14 protein-coding genes, 1 tRNA gene and 1 pseudogene are annotated in these 16,296 nt (G+C 71.2%); 3 read left to right on the top strand and 13 right to left on the bottom strand.

Features of this window, described 5'->3' with window-relative positions; genetic code table 11:
* Positions 1–127 precede the first annotated feature (127 nt).
* The 13 genes from ACZ68P_RS05605 to ACZ68P_RS05545 form a co-directional block, all read right to left on the bottom strand.
* Positions 128–772, bottom strand: a complete 645-nt coding sequence (locus tag ACZ68P_RS05605) for an arsenate reductase/protein-tyrosine-phosphatase family protein (protein WP_365716885.1) — start codon at positions 770–772, stop codon at positions 128–130.
* On the bottom strand, positions 769–1,416 hold the full coding sequence (locus ACZ68P_RS05600) for an L-threonylcarbamoyladenylate synthase (protein WP_471003043.1): 648 nt from the start codon (positions 1,414–1,416) through the stop codon (positions 769–771). The genes ACZ68P_RS05605 and ACZ68P_RS05600 overlap by 4 nt, the downstream gene beginning before the upstream one ends.
* 94 nt (positions 1,417–1,510) lie before the next feature.
* Positions 1,511–2,356 (bottom strand): peptide chain release factor N(5)-glutamine methyltransferase, encoded by an 846-nt coding sequence (prmC, locus tag ACZ68P_RS05595; protein WP_471003040.1) that lies wholly within the window; start codon positions 2,354–2,356, stop codon positions 1,511–1,513.
* Positions 2,357–2,395: 39 nt separating this feature from the next.
* Entirely contained in the window at positions 2,396–3,472 is a 1,077-nt protein-coding gene (gene prfA, locus ACZ68P_RS05590) for a peptide chain release factor 1 (protein WP_365716891.1), read from the bottom strand.
* 106 nt (positions 3,473–3,578) lie between these two features.
* On the bottom strand, positions 3,579–3,797 hold the full coding sequence (gene rpmE / locus ACZ68P_RS05585; RefSeq protein WP_365716893.1) for a 50S ribosomal protein L31: 219 nt from the start codon (positions 3,795–3,797) through the stop codon (positions 3,579–3,581).
* Between the two features lie 186 nt (positions 3,798–3,983).
* A complete protein-coding gene (locus ACZ68P_RS05580) occupies positions 3,984–5,108 on the bottom strand; it encodes an LCP family protein (RefSeq protein WP_471003037.1) in 1,125 nt (374 codons plus the stop codon).
* A gap of 283 nt (positions 5,109–5,391) precedes the next feature.
* Positions 5,392–7,440 carry a transcription termination factor Rho gene (rho, locus tag ACZ68P_RS05575; protein ID WP_471003034.1) on the bottom strand — a complete coding sequence of 683 codons (2,049 nt, stop codon included), beginning with the start codon at positions 7,438–7,440 and terminating at the stop codon, positions 5,392–5,394.
* Positions 7,441–7,861: 421 nt separating this feature from the next.
* On the bottom strand, positions 7,862–8,779 hold the full coding sequence (thrB, locus tag ACZ68P_RS05570; RefSeq protein ID WP_365716899.1) for a homoserine kinase: 918 nt from the start codon (positions 8,777–8,779) through the stop codon (positions 7,862–7,864).
* A gap of 302 nt (positions 8,780–9,081) precedes the next feature.
* Entirely contained in the window at positions 9,082–10,152 is a 1,071-nt protein-coding gene (thrC, locus tag ACZ68P_RS05565; RefSeq protein WP_471003030.1) for a threonine synthase, read from the bottom strand.
* Positions 10,153–10,158: 6 nt separating this feature from the next.
* Entirely contained in the window at positions 10,159–11,451 is a 1,293-nt protein-coding gene (locus tag ACZ68P_RS05560; RefSeq protein ID WP_471003027.1) for a homoserine dehydrogenase, read from the bottom strand.
* 104 nt (positions 11,452–11,555) lie between these two features.
* The gene (gene lysA, locus ACZ68P_RS05555) at positions 11,556–12,947 is read right to left on the bottom strand and encodes a diaminopimelate decarboxylase (RefSeq protein WP_471003024.1); all 1,392 of its coding nucleotides are present in this window, start codon (positions 12,945–12,947) and stop codon (positions 11,556–11,558) included.
* 11 nt (positions 12,948–12,958) lie between these two features.
* Entirely contained in the window at positions 12,959–14,074 is a 1,116-nt protein-coding gene (gene nrtL / locus ACZ68P_RS05550; RefSeq protein WP_471003021.1) for an ArgS-related anticodon-binding protein NrtL, read from the bottom strand.
* Positions 14,075–14,239: 165 nt separating this feature from the next.
* A complete protein-coding gene (locus ACZ68P_RS05545; protein ID WP_471003018.1) occupies positions 14,240–14,782 on the bottom strand; it encodes a response regulator in 543 nt (180 codons plus the stop codon).
* 111 nt (positions 14,783–14,893) lie between these two features.
* On the opposite strand from ACZ68P_RS05545, the gene ACZ68P_RS05540 reads away from it, so the two are divergent.
* From ACZ68P_RS05540 to ACZ68P_RS05530, 3 genes and pseudogenes are all read left to right on the top strand, one after another.
* Positions 14,894–14,965: transfer RNA gene (locus ACZ68P_RS05540), tRNA-Arg, on the top strand.
* A gap of 475 nt (positions 14,966–15,440) precedes the next feature.
* Positions 15,441–15,791: a hypothetical protein gene (locus tag ACZ68P_RS05535; RefSeq protein ID WP_471003015.1), complete on the top strand. Its 351-nt coding sequence runs from the start codon at positions 15,441–15,443 to the stop codon at positions 15,789–15,791.
* 19 nt (positions 15,792–15,810) lie between these two features.
* A pseudogene (locus ACZ68P_RS05530) lies at positions 15,811–16,296 on the top strand (UTRA domain-containing protein); the annotation flags it as partial.

The following is a 16,296-nucleotide window of genomic DNA, read 5'->3' as shown; positions in this document are numbered from 1 at the left end:
CGCCCGGTGTTCACCCCGGCCTGGGCCGTCCGGCCCAAGGCCCGTCGCACCCGGTCGCCCCACGGGCGCCGCGAGCGGTCCCCGCGTCGCCCCCGCACGCCTGCCGGCCCGGTCCGGGGCCCGCCGGTCAGCGTCGTGCCGGTACGCCCGTCAGTGCCGTCACCACGGGATCCAGCGCCGTGTTGATCTCGTCGCCGATCGAGCGGAAGAACGTGATCGGGGCGCCGTACGGGTCGTTGACCTCGTCCGCCTCCACGTTCGGCGCCAGCAGCCACCCGCGTAGAGCCGCCGCCGCGCGCACCAGCGCACGCGCGCGCTCGACCATGCCCTCGCTGAGCGGGTCCGGCAGCGTGGCCGGATCTATCGCCCGCACCAGACGGGTGAACTCCTTCAGCGTGAACGTGCGCAGCCCCGCCGAGTGGCCCATCGAGATGACCTGCGCCCGGTGGTCCCGGGTCGCCGTCAGGACCAGGTCCGCGCGGATCACGTGCTCGTCGAGGAGCTCGCGGCCCACGAAGCCGGTGGCGTCCGCGCCGAAGTCGGCGAGGACCAGCTCCGCGTTGGCCTCCATCGGGGCCCCCTCATGGCCCCAGGTGCCCGCGCTCTCCACGATCAGGCCACCGCCCCGGGGGTCGCCCAGGCGGTCGCACAGGGCATGGCGAGTCAGCCGCTCGGTGATCGGCGAGCGGCAGACGTTGCCGGTGCTGACGTGGAGAATGCGGAAGGAAGTGCTCTCGTGCCCCGCTATGCCACGCCCCTCAGGGGCGGTCAATTGGCCACCTCGAGGTCGGGTACGACCTTGCGGAGCTCCTCCGGCGACAGTGCGCCCTCGCGCAGCAGCACCGGAACCTTGCCCGTCACGTCGACGATCGACGACGGCACGATGCCGGGCGTGGGCCCGCCGTCGAGGTAGACCGACACCGAGTCGCCCAGCATCTCCTGCGCCGCGTCACAGTCCTCCGGAGAGGGGTGTCCCGTCAGGTTCGCCGACGACACGGCCATCGGGCCGACCTCGGTCAGCAGCTCGATCGCGACGGGGTGCAGCGGCATGCGGATCGCGACGGTGCCACGGGTGTCCCCCAGGTCCCACTGGAGCGACGGCTGGTGCCGGGCGACCAGCGTCAGCGCGCCCGGCCAGAACGCGTCGACGAGCTCCCACGCCTGCTCGGAGAAGTCCGTGACGAGGCCGTGCAGGGTGTTCGGGGAGCCGATGAGCACAGGCGTGGGCATGTTCCGGCCGCGCCCCTTGGCCGCGAGCAGGTCCGCGACGGCCTCCGAGCTGAAGGCGTCCGCACCGATGCCGTAGACGGTGTCGGTGGGCAGCACGACCAGCTCGCCGCGGCGGACGGCGGACGCGGCCTCGCGCAGCCCGGTGACTCGGTCGGTCGCCTCGTTGCAGTCGTATCGCCGAGCCATTACTCGCCTGCCTCCTCTTTCGTGGTCACTCGGTTCGCCGCCGGGGCGCCGCTGCGCCCGGGAGCGGCGGACGTCCTCGTCCCGTACGAGGGCGTCATGGCATCGCCTTGCGGGCGGTCGCGAAGCGCGGCCGGTTGTTCAGGTCGGGGTGGTCGGCGGCGTCCGCCCAGCCGGCCTCCTCGTTGAAGATCCACGGGACCTGGCCGCCCTGGGTGTCCGCGTGCTCGATCACCACGAGGCCGCCGGGCCGCAGCAACCGGTGCGCGGTGCGCTCGATCCCCCGGATGGTGTCGAGGCCGTCCTCGCCGGAGAAGAGCGCCATCTCGGGGTCGTGGTCGCGCGCCTCCGGCGCCACGTACTCCCACTCGGTCAGCGGGATGTACGGCGGGTTGGAGATGACCAGGTCGACCTGGCCGTCGAGCTCCGGGAGCGCGCTGAGCGCGTCGCCCTGGTGGACGGTGACCCGTGAGCCCTCGGCGTTCTTGCGGGTCCACACCAGCGCGTCGTCGGAGAGCTCGACGGCGTGCACGCGCGAGCGCGGCACCTCCTGCGCCATGGCGAGCGCGATGGCGCCCGAGCCCGTGCACAGGTCCACGATCAGCGGCTCGACCACGTCCATCGCGCGTACGGCGTCTATGGCCCAGCCCACCACCGACTCGGTCTCCGGGCGGGGCACGAAGACCCCGGGCCCCACCTGGAGCTCCAGATAGCGGAAGAACGCGCGCCCGGTGATGTGCTGGAGCGGCTCACGCGCCTCGCGGCGGGCGATCGTCTCCCAGTAGCGGGCGTCGAAGTCGGTGTCCTTGACGTTGTGCAGCTCCCCCCGCTTGACGCCGTGCACGAACGCGGCGAGCTCCTCCGCGTCGAAACGCGGTGAGGGAACGCCGGCGTCGGCCAGCCGCTGGGTGGCCTGGGCCACCTCGGCAAGCAGCAGGTTCACGCTGGTCCTCCGTGGTGCGGGGGGTGGGGCTGACACGTCCTACGCCGCTGCGAGCTTCGCGGCGGAGTCGGCGTCGACACAGGCCTGAATCATCGCGTCCAGGTCACCGTCGAGCACCTGGTCCAAGTTGTACGCCTTGAACCCGACGCGGTGGTCCGAGATCCGGTTTTCCGGGTAGTTGTACGTCCGGATCTTCTCGGACCTGTCGACGGTACGCACCTGGCTGCGGCGGGCGTCCGCGGCCTCCGCCTCGGCCTTCTCCTGGGCGGCGGCGAGCAGCCGGGACCGGAGGATGCGCATGGCCTGCTCCTTGTTCTGGAGCTGGCTCTTCTCGTTCTGGCAGGAGGCGACGATGCCGGTCGGCAGGTGCGTGATGCGCACGGCGGAGTCGGTGGTGTTGACGGACTGGCCGCCGGGGCCCGACGAGCGGTAGACGTCGATGCGCAGGTCGTTGGCGTGGATCTCGACGTCGATCTCCTCGGCCTCGGGGGTCACGAGGACGCCGGCGGCGGAGGTGTGGATACGGCCCTGGGACTCGGTGGCGGGCACGCGCTGGACGCGGTGCACCCCGCCCTCGTACTTCAGCCGCGCCCAGACGCCCTGGCCGGGCTCGGTGGCGCCGTTGCCGCCCTTGGTCTTCACGGCGACCTGGACGTCCTTGTAGCCGCCCAGCTCGGACTCGGTGGAGTCGATGATCTCGGTCTTCCAGCCGACCCGCTCGGCGTAGCGCAGGTACATCCGCAGGAGGTCGCCGGCGAACAGGGCGGACTCGTCGCCGCCCGCGCCGGCCTTGATCTCGAGGATGACGTCCTTGTCGTCGCTGGGGTCGCGCGGGACGAGCAGCAGCCGCAGCTTGTCGGTCAGCTCCTCGCGCCGCTTCTCCAGCTCCTTGACCTCGGCCGCGAAGTCGGGGTCGTCGGCGGCGAATTCCTTCGCCGTCTCGATGTCGTCCGCCGTGCTCTTCCACGCCTTGTACGTGCCGATGATCGGGGTCAGCTCCGCGTAACGCTTGTTGAGCTTGCGCGCGTTCGCCTGGTCGGAGTGGACCGAAGGGTCGGCGAGCCGCTTCTCGAGATCGGCGTGTTCGCCGACCAGTTCCTCGACCGCTTCGAACATCGGGTGCTCCTGGGTTCAATCGTGAAGGCGTGAAGGACTGCGGGGACGGCAAAGCGCCGGTCCGGTCCCCCCTGCGGGAGCGACCAAGGACCGGCGCAGTGACGTGCTACTTCTTGGCCGCAGCCTTGCCGAAGCGGGCCTCGAAGCGGGCCACGCGGCCGCCGGTGTCGAGGATCTTCTGCTTGCCCGTGTAGAACGGGTGGCACTCGGAGCAGACCTCGGCACGGATGGTGCCTTCGTTGAGGGTGCTACGGGTGGTGAACGACGCGCCGCAGGTGCAGCTGACCTGGGTCTCGACGTACTCGGGGTGGATCTCGCGCTTCAAGGTGTCTCCTAGTTTCGGGAGGGCACCGGGTCGCTCGTGCGGGATGCACATGCGTGAACCGGGGCCGACGTACCAGTCTGCCAGGACCGGCCGTATCTCCCAAAACCGGGTCCGTGGTGAAACTATTCCGGCCCGCGCGCGGGACCGTGGGCGGGCCCTGCGAGCCGGGGTGTGTCCGGGGTGTGTCTAGCGCACGAGGCCGTCGGCCTTGCCCGTGGCCGCGTCCTTGGTCGCCGAGGCGGGGATCGGCAGGTCCGCCTTCAGGGCCTTCCAGACCTGTCGGCCCTGGGCGTCCAGCGGGATGACGCGGTTCGGGTCGGCGGGGTCGTACTCGACCGGCATCGTGATCATGTGGACGTCCTCGGCGCCGAGCCCGGAGAGCCCCTTGGCGAATCCCATCAGCTCGTTGACGGAGTCGAGCTCGGAGTCCGGGGTGATCGCCTTGGTGGCGGTGTCGGCGATGCCCAGGAGCTTCTTCGGGTCGCTGAAGACGCCGACGTCCTTCACCTGGTCGATGAAGGCCTTCATGAACGCCTGCTGGAGCTGGATGCGGCCGAGGTCGCTGCCGTCGCCGACGCTCTTGCGGGTGCGGACCAGGCCGAGGGACTGCTCGCCGTCGAGGGTGTGGGTGCCCGGTGCGAGGTCGAGGTGGCTCTTGGTGTCCTCGATGGGCCGGGACGTGGTGATCTCCACGCCGCCGAGCTTGTCGATGAGCTTCTTGAAGCCGGTGAAGTCGACCTCGACGTAGTGGTCCATGCGGATGCCGGACATCGACTCGACCGTCTTCACGGCGCAGGCGGGGCCGCCGACCTCGTACGCGGTGTTGAACATCGCCCGGGTCGCTCCGGAGACGGCGGCGCCGTCGGCGTCGGTGCAGTCCGGGCGGTCGACGAGGGTGTCGCGCGGTATGGAGACCACGCTGGCCTTCTTGTGGCCTTCGTAGACGTGGACGACCATCGCGGTGTCGGAGCGGGCGCCGCCCTCGTCCTTGCCGTAGGCGCCGTTGTCGCCGGAGCGCGAGTCCGAGCCGAGGACGAGGATGTCCATCGAGCCGTTGTCGAGGTTCTTCGGGCGGTCGGCGCCCAGCTGGGCGTTGATGTCGACGCCCTCGAGGTTGCCGTTGAGCTTGACGTAGACGTAGCCGAGCCCGGAACCCCCGACGACGATGAGCGCGGCCGCGCTCCAGGCGGCGACGGTCACCGCGCGGCGCCCCTGCGGAGGCTGCTTGCGGCGGCGGCCGCTTGGGGGTCCCACCACGCCCCCTGGGCGTAGAGGGCGTATTCGGCCGCCGCCCTTGTTCTGCTCGGTCATCTGCTTACCTCAGGTCCTCGGTTCACCTTGTGTGACGGCGAAACACCCGAAAGGGTTGCACGGCTCGCTGTGAGGTCGAGCCGGGCGAGGCCCCGCGACGCACTGTGCCCACCGTACGAGGCACGGTGGGCACAGTGGTCTTTACGCAGGTCACGGCGGCATCGCCCGCCCGAAGGCAGCGACACCGCCGTGTGACCGAGGTCTCGCGGCCGAGCCAGGTTCGGCTCGGCTCGGCGCGCGGGACCCCGGGTCGAGGACCTCGGTACGAGGACCTCGGAAGCGACTAGTCGTTGCCGTTGCCGGCGCCCGGGGTCGTCTTCTGGATCTGGAGCAGGAACTCGCCGTTCGACTTGGTCTGCTTCATCTTGTCGAGCAGCAGCTCGATCGCCTGCTGCTGGTCGAGCGCGTGCAGCACGCGACGCAGCTTCCAGGTGACCGCCAGCTCGTCGGCGCCGAGCAGGATCTCCTCCTTGCGGGTGCCGGACGCGTCGACGTCCACCGCCGGGAAGATGCGCTTGTCGGCGAGCTTCCGGTCGAGCTTGAGCTCCATGTTGCCGGTGCCCTTGAACTCCTCGAAGATCACCTCGTCCATGCGCGAGCCGGTGTCGACCAGCGCAGTGGCCAGGATGGTCAGCGAGCCGCCGTCCTCGATGTTGCGCGCGGCACCGAAGAAGCGCTTCGGCGGGTAGAGCGCGGTCGAGTCGACACCACCGGACAGGATGCGGCCGGAGGCCGGGGCGGCGAGGTTGTACGCGCGGCCCAGACGGGTGATCGAGTCGAGCAGGACGACCACGTCGTGACCCAGCTCCACCAGGCGCTTGGCGCGCTCGATGGCCAGCTCGGCGACCGTGGTGTGGTCCTCGGCGGGGCGGTCGAAGGTCGAGGAGATGACCTCGCCCTTCACCGACCGCTGCATGTCGGTGACCTCTTCCGGACGCTCGTCGACCAGGACGACCATCAGGTGGCACTCGGGGTTGTTGGTGGTGATCGCGTTGGCGATCGCCTGCATGATCATGGTCTTGCCGGTCTTCGGCGGGGCCACGATCAGGCCTCGCTGACCCTTGCCGATCGGCGACACGAGGTCGATGATCCGCGTGGTCAGCACACCCGGGTCGGTCTCCAGACGGAGGCGGTCCTGCGGGTACAGCGGGGTCAGCTTGTTGAACTCCGGGCGGCCACGGCCGGAGTCGGCGGCCATGCCGTTCGAGGAGTCGAGGCGGACCAGCGCGTTGAACTTCTCGCGGCGCTCGCCCTCCTTCGGCTGACGCACGGCGCCGGTGACGTGGTCACCCTTGCGCAGGCCGTTCTTGCGGACCTGGGCGAGGGAGACGTACACGTCGTTGGGACCGGGGAGGTAGCCCGAGGTCCGGATGAACGCGTAGTTGTCGAGGATGTCGAGGATGCCCGCGACGGGGATCAGGACGTCGTCGTCGGAGACCTGCGGCTCGCCGGCGGCGAACTCGTCACGGCCGCGACGGCCACGACGGTCGCGGTAGCGGCCGCGACGGCCACGACGGCCGCCCTCGTCGTCGAAGTCGTCCTGCGGGCCGGTGTTCTGCGGCGGGCCGCTCTGACGCTGCTGGCGCTGGCCGCCCTGGCCGCCGCCCTGCTGGTCATCGCCCTTGCCGCGGTCACGGCGGTCGCGCTGACGGTCGCCGCGGTCACGGCGGTCGCCACGGTCACCGCGCTCGCCGCGGTCACGGCGGCCACGGCCCTCGGCGGTGTCGGCGGCGCCCTCGGCCTTGCCCTCGGAGGAGGTGTCGGGGCGGGGCTCCGTACGGGTGTCCGTACGCGTCTCGACCTTGGCCTCGGTCTTCACGGCCTGGGCGGTCTCGCCCTTGGCCTCGCCCTCCGGGCTGCCGGCCGGGGCGGTGGCGCGGCGGCGGCGGCGCTCGCCGACCGGCTGGTCGTCGCTGGCCGGCTGTCCGGGGATGTCGATCTGCTGCTGGGCGACGGCCTTCTCGGCCTTGTCGGCCTTCGGCGCGGCCTCGGCGGCGGTGTCGCCGGTACGGGCCTTGGAGGTGGCGCGGCGCTTGGGCTTGGCCTCGGCCGTCTCGGCGGCCTTGGCGGGAGCGGAGGATCCGGCTCCGCCGGAGCCCCCGGCCTGCGCCTCCTTGATGACCTCGATCAGCTGGCTCTTGCGCATCCGCGCGGTGCCCCTGATGCCGAGGCCGGACGCGACCTGCTGCAGCTCGGCCAGGACCATGCCCTCGAGGCCGGTGCCGGAGCGGCGGCGCCGTGCGGTGGTGCCAGTGGCAGCACCTGCGGCGGGCGCGGCGTTGTCGACACTGTTGTCGGCAGTCACGCCCATCAGATCGGTGGTGTCGCTCACGAAGGGTCCTTCCCTGGAGCGGACGTCGGCCATCTGGCTCGGCGACCGGTTGTGCTGTCCGACGACGGTCTGCTTGTGGACCGGGTCGGGGCGGTGGTCCCGCCGGGTACGGCGGAGAGAGAAACGTGCTGTGGGTCCGGCCCGAGGCCCCCTGCTCGGCCCTCACCGAGGAAGAGCGAGGGGTGTCGTGCCGGTTCCGGAGCGTGCTCGAAACTGCTCAGGCAGGCTGCTCAGGCAGTTGGGGAGGCTCCCGGAAGAATGGGTGGTCCCTGATGGGGACACTCAGCACCGCGCCACAAAGACGTCGGGTGCAGACTTGAGGTTAACACTACCGGCTCCAACAAACATTCCCCCTCTCCCTCACCGGCAATCCCGTGTCCGGGCGCGTTCCCCGCGCTCGGGCCCTCGGACCCTCGGGTCCTCAGGGCGCGAGCGGCAGCACGCTCGCCCCGGACACATCGAGGTCGAGCCGGTTCGCGGCCCATCCCTCGCCCGCCAGTCGGGCGACCTTGTCGGCCGTCCCGTGTTCGGCCAGCGCGAGGACCGTGGGGCCCGCGCCGGAGATGACCGCGGGGACGCCGTCCGCCCGCAGCCGGTTCACGAGTGCGAGGCTCTCCGGCATCGCGGGAGCCCGGTACTCCTGGTGCAGCCGGTCCTCGGTGGCCGCGAGCAGCAGCTCGGGGCGGCGGGTCAGCGCCTCCACGAGGAGCGCGGCGCGCCCGGCGTTGGCCGCGGCGTCGACGTGCGGGACGGTGCGCGGCAGCAGACCTCGGGCGGTCTCGGTCAGCACGGGCTTACCGGGGACGAAAACCACCGGAACGATGGAATCGGCGGGATCCATCCGGATCGCCCGCGCGGCGCCGGACTCGGTCCAGGCGAGCGTGAAGCCGCCGAGGAGGCAGGCGGCGACGTTGTCGGGGTGGCCCTCGATCTCGGTGGCCAGTTCGAGCAGGGCGGCCTCGTCGAGACGGGCGTCCCCGCCTATGGTCACGGCGCGGGCGGCGACGATGCCGGCGCAGATGGCGGCGGAGGAGGAGCCGAGGCCGCGGCCGTGCGGGATGCGGTTGGCGCAGACGACCTCGAGACCGCGCGGCTGGCCGCCGAGCAGGTCGAACGCGGTGCGCAGGGAGCGTACGAGCAGGTGGCTCTCATCGCGCGGGAGCGTGTCGGCACCCTCGCCGGCGATGTCGATGTGCAGCCCGGAGTCGGCGACTCGGACGACGACGTCGTCGTACAGGCCCAGCGACAGCCCGAAGGCGTCGAAGCCCGGGCCGAGGTTGGCGCTGGTGGCGGGAACGCGCACCCGTACGGCGGCGGCGCGGAACGCGGGACCGGCCATCGCTCGATGACTCTCCTTGACTTGCGACTGCGGGGGTCTTACTGCGGGGATCGTGGCGGGGTGTTCGAGAGAAGTACGCAAGGACCCGGGGGCCGTCTCTGCCTCGGGGGCGACAACGGCAACGACACCGCGCATATGCAACGGGGCGGGTTCGGTACAGCCTATCGAAGGAAGGTTCTGTGGCGACATAGGGCGCACAGGAGGCGCACGATGCGTGTCGCGAGCCTTCCTGTGCGCCTATGTACGTTCCTGAGCGGGTGCGGCCCTTCGGGTACCCACGGAGGGCCGCACCACCAGGGGAGTTACGCCAGGCCGAGGCGCTCGGCGGCGGCCGCCGCGTCGACCGGGACCGTGACGGGCTGCGGCGCTCCGGCCACCGCCCAGTCGGGGTCCTTGAGGCCGTTGCCGGTGACGGTGCAGACGATCCGCTGGCCGGGGTCGACCTTGCCCTGCTCGGCGGCCTTCAGCAGACCGGCGACGGAGGCGGCGGAGGCGGGCTCGACGAAGACGCCCTCCTGCGCGGCCAACAGGCGGTACGCGCGCAGGATCTCACGGTCCGTCACCTCGTCGATGAAGCCGCCCGACTCGTCGCGGGCGGCGATCGCGTAGTCCCAGGAGGCCGGGTTGCCGATGCGGATCGCGGTGGCGATCGTCGACGGGTCCTTCACGACCTCGCCGCGCACCAGCGGCGCCGAGCCGGAGGCCTGGAAGCCCCACATGCGCGGGCGGTGCGTGGACAGCCCGTCCGTGGCGTACTCGGTGTACCCCTTCCAGTACGCCGTGATGTTGCCGGCGTTGCCGACGGGCAGGACGTGGATGTCGGGGGCGTCGCCGAGCATGTCGACGATCTCGAAGGCCGCGGTCTTCTGGCCCTCGATACGGACCGGGTTGACCGAATTGACCAGCGCCACCGGGTAGTTCTCGGAGAGGCCGCGGGCCAGGGTCAGGCAGTCGTCGAAGTTGCCGTCGACCTGGAGGATCTTCGCGCCGTGCACGAGGGCCTGGCCCATCTTGCCGAGCGCGATCTTGCCCTGCGGCACCAGGACCGCGCACACCATGCCGGCGCGCACGGCGTAAGCCGCCGCCGAGGCGGACGTGTTGCCGGTGGAGGCGCAGATGACGGCCTGCGCGCCCTCCTCCTTGGCCCGGGTGATGGCCATGGTCATGCCGCGGTCCTTGAAGGAGCCGGTGGGGTTGGCGCCCTCGACCTTGAGGTGCACCTCGCAGCCCGTGCGCTCGGAGAGGACCTGAGCGGGGACGAGCGGCGTGCCGCCCTCACGGAGCGTGACGACCGGCGTCGTGTCCGTGACCGGAAGGCGGTCCCGGTACTCCTCGATGATGCCGCGCCACTGGTGGGTGCCCTTGCTGGTCATGGGTCCTTACTCCCCTTCAACACGCATGATGCTGGCGACACCGCGCACGGTGTCGAGCTTGCGCAGCGCCTCGACGGTCCCGGAGAGGGCGGCGTCGGGCGCGCGGTGGGTGACGACGACGAGGGACGCCTCGCCGTCCTTGCCCTGCTGGCGCACCGTATCGATGGATACGCCGTGCTCGGCGAAGACCGTCGCGACCTGGGCGAGTACGCCCGGCTTGTCGGCCACGTCGAGGCTGATGTGGTACCGCGTCACCACGTCGCCCATGGGGCTCACGGGCAGCTGGGTGTACGCGGACTCGCCGGGGCCGGTGGCCTCGTTGAGCTTGTTGCGGCAGACGGCGACGAGGTCGCCGAGCACGGCGGAGGCGGTCGGAGAGCCGCCGGCGCCGGGGCCGTAGAACATGAGCCGCCCGGCGGCCTCCGCCTCGACGAAGACCGCGTTGTAGGCCTCGCGGACGGAGGCGAGCGGGTGGCTGAGCGGGATCATCGCGGGGTGCACGCGCGCGGTGACGGACTCGCCGTCGGCGGAGCGCTCGCAGATGGCGAGCAGTTTGATGGTGCAGCCCATCCGCTTGGCCGAGGCGAAGTCGGCGGCGGTGACCTCGGTCATGCCCTCGCGGTAGACGTCGTCGAGACGCACGCGCGTGTGGAAGGCGATGCCGGCGAGGATCGCGGCCTTGGCGGCGGCGTCGAAGCCCTCGACGTCGGCGGTCGGGTCCGCTTCGGCGTAGCCGAGCGCGGTGGCCTCGTCGAGCGCCTCGGAGTACCCGGCGCCGTTGGTGTCCATCCGGTCGAGGATGAAGTTGGTGGTGCCGTTGACGATGCCCATGACCCGGTTGATCTTGTCGCCGGCGAGGGACTCGCGCAGCGGCCGGATCAGGGGGATGGCGCCCGCCACCGCGGCCTCGTAGTAGAGGTCCTGCCCGTGCTGGTCGGCGGAGGCGTAGAGGTTCGCGCCGTCCTGGGCGAGGAGCGCCTTGTTGGCCGAGACGACCGAGGCGCCGTGCGCGAAGGCGGTGGTGATGAGGGTGCGGGCCGGCTCGACCCCGCCGATGACCTCGACGACGACGTCGATGTCACCCCGTTTGACCAGGGCGGTGGCGTCGGTGGTGACCAGTTCCGGGGCGATGCCCTCGCGGACCTTGTCGGGGCGGCGGACCGCCACGCCGGCGAGCTCGACCGGGGCGCCGATGCGCGCGGCGAGGTCGTCGGCGTGCGTCGTCATGATGCGCGCCACCTCTGAGCCGACCACACCACAGCCCAGCAGCGCCACCTTCAGCGGACGCGTACGCATCATCCGACCTCGTTTCTCGTACTTCTTCGTATCTCTACGGTGGGACCAGTCTCACTCACCGGACGGAGGTTTCTGCCCTCCGTCCGGATCCTGAGACATCTATTTCATCAGCCGACATCGAGACGCAGGAGATCTTCCTCCGTCTCGCGCCGGACGATCACCCTGGCCTCGCCGTCGCGGACGGCGACGACGGGCGGGCGCAGCGCGTGGTTGTAGTTGCTGGCCATCGATCGGCAGTACGCGCCGGTGGCGGGTACGGCGATCAGGTCGCCCGGCGCCAGGTCGGCGGGCAGGAAGGCGTCCTTGACCACGATGTCACCGCTCTCGCAGTGCTTGCCGACGACGCGGGAGAGCATGGGCTCGGCGTCACTCGTCCGCGACACGAGGGCGACGCTGTACTCGGCGTCGTACAGCGCCGTGCGGATGTTGTCGGACATGCCGCCGTCGACGCTGACGTACGTCCGCAGCCCTTCGAGGGGCTTGACGGTCCCGACCTCGTACAGCGTGAAGGCGGTGGGTCCGACGATGGCGCGCCCCGGCTCGACGGAGATGCGGGGCGTCCGCAGCCCCGCGGCCTCGCACTCGCGGGTGACGATCTCGTGGAGCGCCTTGGCGATGTGGTGGGGCTCGCGCGGGTCGTCGTCGGAGGTGTAGGCGATGCCGAGGCCGCCGCCGAGGTCGATCTCGGGCAGCTCGACGCCGTGCTCGTCGCGCACCTCGGCGAGCAACTGGACGACGCGGCGGGCGGACACCTCGAACCCGGCCATGTCGAAGATCTGGGAACCGATGTGCGAGTGGATCCCGATGAGTTCGAGCCCGTCCAGCCTGAGGGCGCGGCGCACGGCCTCGGCGGCCTGGCCGCCGGCGAGGGCGATGCCGAACTTCTGGTCCTCGTGGGCGGTGGCGATGAACTCGTGCGTGTGGGCCTCGACTCCGACGGTCACGCGGATCTGGACCCGCTGCCGCCTGCCGAGGGACTGGGCGATGTGGGCGACACGGACGATCTCCTGGAAGGAGTCGAGGACGATGCGCCCGACCCCGGCCTCGACGGCGCGGCGGATCTCCTCCGGGGACTTGTTGTTCCCGTGGAAGGCGATGCGCTCGGCGGGCATGCCGGCGTCGAGGGCGGTGGTGAGCTCGCCCCCGGAGCACACGTCCAGGTTCAGCCCCTCCTCCGTGAGCCAGCGGACGACGGCCCGGGAGAGGAAGGCCTTGCCGGCGTAGAACACGTCCGCGTCGTGGCCGAAGGCCTCGGCCCAGGCGCGGCAGCGGGCGCGGAAGTCCGACTCGTCCAGGAAGTACGCGGGCGTACCGAACTCCTCGGCGAGCCGCGTCACCGGCAGCCCGCCGACGGTGACGACGCCGTCGTCGCCCCGGCCGACGGTCCTGGCCCACACCTTCGGGTCGAGGTGGTTGAGGTCGGTGGGCGGGGCGGAGTAGTGGCCCTCGGGGAGGACGTCGGCGTGACGGGGCCCGGCGGGGTGGGCGGAACGGCTCATGTCTGCATCTTTCACATCTGGTCGGGGGCGCTGATGCCGAGCAGGGAGAGGCCACCGGCGAGCACCGCCCCGGCGGCTTCGGCGAGCGCGAGCCGGGAGCGGTGGGCGGCCGAGGGTTTCTCGTCGCCGAGCGGCAGCACGGTGTGCTGGAAGTCGAGCAGCGCGTCGGCGGTGGCCTCGAGGTGCCGGGCGACCCGGTCGGGGGCGCGCAGGCGGGCGGCGGAGGCCAGGACGAGGGGATGGTCACCGAGAACGGTGGCGAGCGCCCGCCCGCCCTCGACGTGCTCCTCGACCGCGCTCCGGAACCCGAGCTGCTCGGCGTTACGGACGAGGGCGCGGGTACGGGAGTGGGCGTACCGGACGCGGAAGAGGGGGTTGCCCTCGTTCTGCCGCAGGAGCTCGTCGCCGAGCCGGGGCGCGTCATGGGCGGCGACGGAGAGGAGCCCCCAACGGGCGGCGTCGCTGCCGAGGCGCCGCAGGAGCCGGGGGGCGGGGAGGGGGGTGGGGAGGGGGGCGATGGGGGTGGCGGGGGCGACGGGGGTGGCGGGCAGGCTGTCGGGGGCGCCGGGGTCGCCGGGGTCGCCGGGGTCGCCGGCAAGGTACTCGGGGGCGCCCTCGTCCTCCACCCGTACCCCGAGCTCGGCCCACGCGGGGTCGGCCGCGCCCTCGCAGACGGCACGGACCCGCACGCCCTGAGAGGCGAGGATCCGCTGGAGCGCGTCGGCGGTGACGGCGGCGCGCACGTCGGCGCGGTAGCCGATCCGGGCGGTGTCGCCGGTGGGTGCCTGCCACCCGTACTTGCGCCCTCGGCGCAGGATCTCGCGGACGAGGCTCTGCTGGGCGTCGTCGCGCAGGGTGAAGTTGAGGAACCCGGGACCGGTGACGTCGACGGCGGCGAAGCGGGGACTCGGGTGCAGCCGCCCCCGCAGGATCTCGGCGACCTCCCGGGGCGCCCGCCCGGCGCCTCGCGCCAGCTGGAGCGCGACCCCGCTGACCCAGTCCCCGTGCCCTCCCGGCCGCGGCCGCTCGACCTTGATCCCCTCGGGCACGTCGACCCGCAGCGCACCGTCGTCGACCGCGCTGCGCACGGCGTGCAGCACGGTGAGGGAGAGGTCCGCGGGGGTCACGGGACCAGCGTATGGGAGGAGGGGGGTCGGAAAGCGAACCGGTTTCGCCATGCGGGCACCGGGGGGCGGTGGCGGGTGCTGGCGAGACGGCTGACCGGGGACCGGTCGAGGAGTCGGGCAGAGGGGTTGTGCGACGACCGGCCGCACTGGGTTCGAGCCGTTCACTCAGTGCGAACCGCTCGTCCTCCCCGCCTGTCCGACCCCTTGTCTGCTGCCGTCGACGGACGGCGACCCCTCCTGTCCGCCATGACGGCGCTCCCCGCGCCGACCGCCGCGCTCGTGTCCTTCCCGCCGCATGAGCTGCCGCACGACCCGAACGAGCTCGGTGGGCTCGAAGGGCTTGGCGAGAAACGCGTCGACGCCGACGGCGGCGCCGCCGTCCGTCTCGTACTCGGTACAGGCACTCACGATCGCGACGGGCAGGTGACTGGTGCGCGGATCGGACCGCAGCCGCTCGGCGGTCCGCAGCCCGTCCAGTCTGGGCATGACGACGTCGAGGGTGACGACATCAGGACAAACCTGATGCACGACATCCAGACACTCGGCACCATCGGCCGCGGTCACGACCTCGAAGCCCTCAAGCTCGAGGTTGACCCTGATCAACTGCCGGATCACGCGGTTGTCATCGACAACAAGCACCCGGCCGGACACGCCTGACACACGACGAGAGTAGGTCGCGGGCCGAGGCCGCGTCCGGGTTTTGCCCACTTCCGACCCGTGCGGGGGAACGAGGGGCCGGTGACGCGACGGAAATACCTGTTCACAGGCACGTCCCGGATGCTGGTAGGGTTCTACCCGTCGCCGCCGAACGCGGCGGACGCCCCCGTAGCTCAGGGGATAGAGCAACGGCCTCCGGAGCCGTGTGCGCAGGTTCGAATCCTGCCGGGGGCACTTCGCAGGAAGTGCCTGAAGACCCCGCCACCAGCGTTGACGCTGAGGACGGGGTCTTTCGCGTTGCGCAGGCATGTGCCGGGGTGAGCGGCCGTATGACAGGGGTCGCGGCCTATTCGCGGCCTGGGCCGTGAGGCATCGGCGCAGGTCAAGTCCGAGGATCGGGCCGACGAACGAGGGGGAACAGCGGATGGTTTCGGCAGCCGGGGAGACTACGGCGGAACCAGTTCGACCGGTGTGGGTGCTGACGCCGCTGGAGAGTGCTGGCCCGCTGCACTTCGGTATGTCCGCCGACGAGGTCAGGGCTGCGCTCCCGGAAGCCTTTGAGTTGAAGCGTTTCTCTGCTGAACCCTTCTTCCCTGACGTCTGCGGCCTCCAACTCGGCTTCCACCCAGCGGTGCCCGCTGTCCACACGTACTTCGACGGCACTGGCCGGCTCTTCTGCGTGGCTGCTGACGCCGCTCACGGTCCGCGCGTGACGCTGGACGGGCTGGAGCTGACCGGCTGCGTCCCGAACGAGCTCCAGGAGGCGGTCCTGGACCTTCATTCCTCAGGTGTCCACAGAGTGTCGTACGGGCCACGAGGCAACCCGGGCATCAACGACGTCGGCATGGTCCTGCGCGTCCAGGACACCGAGGACGGAGTGCGGACCCGGCCCGTTCTCGTGGGCCGCGAGTGGGCGGACCGCTGCACCGACGACTGGGAAGGATCCATTCCCGAGTGTGAGTGGCTGGGCCGTCAGTGGTGCGTGTACAACGGCTCGGACGTGTACCCCCCGCCCGGATACACGACGAACTGGCCGCCGGGGTGGACTCCCCCGTTTTAGACGTCGTCCGTGCGAAACCGCAGGACGGACGTACCGCCGCAACGAACAGACGCAGACAGTCAGCCTCGTTGACGCCCCACCGGCGGTAGCAACTGCCCACGGCCTCGAAACCGGAGCTCCGGTCTATGCCCGCGCGCGGCTGGTGAAGGAAGGCGACCAGCCGACGCACACGCTGACCAGCTACTACCGCCCCGAGCATGTCGAGGGCACCCGGATCGTCGATCCCACCCCCGGCCCGGCCGGCAGAGGCGGCGGTTATAGGGTCCTGTACGACGCGGGTTACGAGATCGACCACATGAAGGAGTTGCTCTTCGCCCGCACACCGACAGCAGACGAGGCGAAGCTCCTCCAGCTCCCGCCAGGCGAACCCGTGGTCGAGCTGCACCGGACGACGTACACGGCTGACGGCACCGTGGTCGAGTTCGCCATTGGGGTGCATGCCGCTTCCCGCTTCGCCTGGGAGTACGACTTCAAGGTCCCGGACTCGGCGAAGGAATGGAACGGC

The organism is Streptomyces sp. NPDC036822, assembly GCF_055609145.1.
Note: the sequence above shows the minus strand (reverse complement) of the source record. Positions and strands in the feature narration are given on the sequence as shown.

Coding starts and splice junctions, on each gene's coding strand:
- ACZ68P_RS05600 (WP_471003043.1), bottom strand. CDS start 1,416: ATGGCTCGGCGATACGACTGCAACGAGGCGACCGACCGAGTCACCGGG.
- thrC (WP_471003030.1), bottom strand. CDS start 10,152: ATGACCAGCAAGGGCACCCACCAGTGGCGCGGCATCATCGAGGAGTAC.
- lysA (WP_471003024.1), bottom strand. CDS start 12,947: ATGAGCCGTTCCGCCCACCCCGCCGGGCCCCGTCACGCCGACGTCCTC.
- prfA (WP_365716891.1), bottom strand. CDS start 3,472: ATGTTCGAAGCGGTCGAGGAACTGGTCGGCGAACACGCCGATCTCGAG.
- ACZ68P_RS05580 (WP_471003037.1), bottom strand. CDS start 5,108: ATGACCGAGCAGAACAAGGGCGGCGGCCGAATACGCCCTCTACGCCCA.
- thrB (WP_365716899.1), bottom strand. CDS start 8,779: ATGGCCGGTCCCGCGTTCCGCGCCGCCGCCGTACGGGTGCGCGTTCCC.
- ACZ68P_RS05560 (WP_471003027.1), bottom strand. CDS start 11,451: ATGATGCGTACGCGTCCGCTGAAGGTGGCGCTGCTGGGCTGTGGTGTG.